The sequence below is a fragment of the Algoriphagus taiwanensis genome (genome assembly GCF_036245645.1).
GTDB classification, from domain to species: domain Bacteria; phylum Bacteroidota; class Bacteroidia; order Cytophagales; family Cyclobacteriaceae; genus Algoriphagus; species Algoriphagus taiwanensis.
The window spans coordinates 1-2558 of record NZ_BTPE01000029.1; the positions used below are offsets into that span (position 1 = coordinate 1).

Below are 2558 nucleotides of genomic sequence, written 5' to 3' on the forward strand. Positions count from 1 at the left end.
TTTCCGAATGGGGCAACCCGGCTAGTAATAGCCATCTCGAAAGAGAAGCGAACGTGGGGAACTGAAACATCTAAGTACCCATAGGAGGAGAAAACAACAGTGATTCCGTGAGTAGTGGCGAGCGAAAGCGGAACAGCCCAAACCGAATATGTTACGGCATGTTCGGGGTTATAGGACCTGCAAAAAGATTGACAAACTGACGAGAACGGCATGGGAAGGCCGACCGTAGGGGGTGAGAGTCCCGTATTGGAAAGGTTGTTGATTGGGCGGGTATCCTGAGTAGGTCGGGACCGGAGGAATCCCGATTGAATTTGCCGGCACCATCCGGTAAGGCTAAATACTCCTGAGAGACCGATAGTGGACTAGTACCGTGAGGGAAAGGTGAAAAGTACCGTGAATAACGGGGTGAAATAGAACCTGAAACCGTGCGCTTACAAGCGGTCGGAGCCCTTGAGTGGGGTGACGGCGTGCCTTTTGCATAATGAGCCTACGAGTTACACCTCTCTGGCAAGGGTAAGGCATTCAGTGCTGTACCCGGAGCGAAAGCGAGTCTGAAAGGGCGATTGAGTCGGAGGGGGTAGACGCGAAACTTAGTGATCTACCCATGGCCAGGTTGAAGTTCCGGTAACACGGAATGGAGGACCGAACCGATAAGCGTTGAAAAGCTTCCGGATGAGCTGTGGGTAGGGGTGAAAGGCTAATCAAACTGAGAAATAGCTCGTACTCCCCGAAATGTTTTTAGGAACAGCGTCGTGGATTGTATGATGGAGGTAGAGCTACCGATAGGACTAGGGGGAGTCACATCCTACCAAATCCTGACGAACTCCGAATGCCATCATATTCAAACGGCAGTGAGGGCTGGGGTGCTAAGGTCCCAGTCCGAGAGGGAAAGAACCCAGACCTTCCGCTAAGGTCCCCAAATTTAGGTTAAGTTGAACAAAGGTGGTCCAGTTGCAGAGACAGCCAGGAGGTTAGCTTGGAAGCAGCTATTCCTTTAAAGAGTGCGTAACAGCTCACTGGTCGAGCGACAGGGCGTCGATAATAATCGGGCATCAAACCTAATACCGAAGCGAAGGATGCTGACATGGTCAGCATGGTAGGGGAGCATTCCAATATCGGTGAAGGTGAACTGTAAGGTTTGCTGGAGAGATTGGAAAAGCAAATGTAGGCATAAGTAACGATAAGGCGGGCGAGAAACCCGCCCACCGTAAGACCCAGGTTTCCTGATCAACGTTAATCGGATCAGGGTTAGTCGGGGCCTAAGGCGAACCCGAGAGGGGTAGTCGATGGACAACGGGTTAATATTCCCGTACTGCTCATACAGGCGATGGAGTGACGGAGTGATGAAAGGTCCGCGCGGTGACGGAATACCGCGTTGAAGCCAGTAGGTATTGGTCTGATAGTAAAATGCGTCGGACTAGCCGAAGGTGATAGTACCGGGCGTCTTAGGACAACCGGATAGTGACCCTAAGGGCTTCCAAGAAAAACTTCTAGCGTTAAGCGTATGAGTACCCGTACCGCAAACCGACACAGGTGGTCGAGGAGAGAATCCTAAGGTGCTCGAGTGAATCATGGCTAAGGAACTCGGCAAAATGGCCCTGTAACTTCGGGAGAAGGGGCGCCCCTGTAACAGGGGGCCGCAGTGAAGAGGCCCAGGCGACTGTTTAACAAAAACACATGGCTTTGCGAAGTTGAAAGACTAGGTATAAGGCCTGACACCTGCCCGGTGCTGGAAGGTTAAGAGGGGATGTTAGCGCAAGCGACGCATTGAATCGAAGCCCCAGTAAACGGCGGCCGTAACTATAACGGTCCTAAGGTAGCGAAATTCCTTGTCGGGTAAGTTCCGACCTGCACGAATGGTGTAACGATCTGGGCGCTGTCTCAGCCATGAGCTCGGTGAAATTGTAGTCACGGTGAAGATGCCGTGTACCCGCAACGGGACGGAAAGACCCCATGCACCTTTACTGCAGCTTAGCATTGGTACTGGGCAAACGATGTGTAGGATAGGTGGGAGACTGTGAAGGGGGCACGCCAGTGTTCTTGGAGTCGCCGTTGAAATACCACCCTTTGTTTGCTTGGTATCTAATCCCTTGAAGGGAGACATTGCTTGGTGGGTAGTTTGACTGGGGTGGTCGCCTCCAAAAGGATAACGGAGGCTTCCAAAGGTTCCCTCAGTACGCTTGGTAACCGTACGAGGAGTGCAATAGCATAAGGGAGCTTGACTGTAAGGCCGACAAGCCGAGCAGGGTGGAAACACGGGTATAGTGATCCGGCGGTTCTGAATGGAAGGGCCGTCGCTCAAAGGATAAAAGGTACGCTGGGGATAACAGGCTGATCTCCCCCAAGAGCTCATATCGACGGGGAGGTTTGGCACCTCGATGTCGGCTCGTCACATCCTGGGGCTGGAGAAGGTCCCAAGGGTTCGGCTGTTCGCCGATTAAAGTGGCACGCGAGCTGGGTTCAGAACGTCGTGAGACAGTTCGGTCCCTATCTGTTGCGGGCGTGGGAAGTTTGCGAGGACCTGACCTTAGTACGAGAGGACCGGGTTGGACTGACCG

The 2558-nt window shown here is 52.9% G+C and carries 1 rRNA gene; it reads left to right on the forward strand.

The annotated features are described in order from the left end of the window. Positions 1-2558, forward strand: a 23S ribosomal RNA gene (locus AAA938_RS20090); the annotation flags it as partial.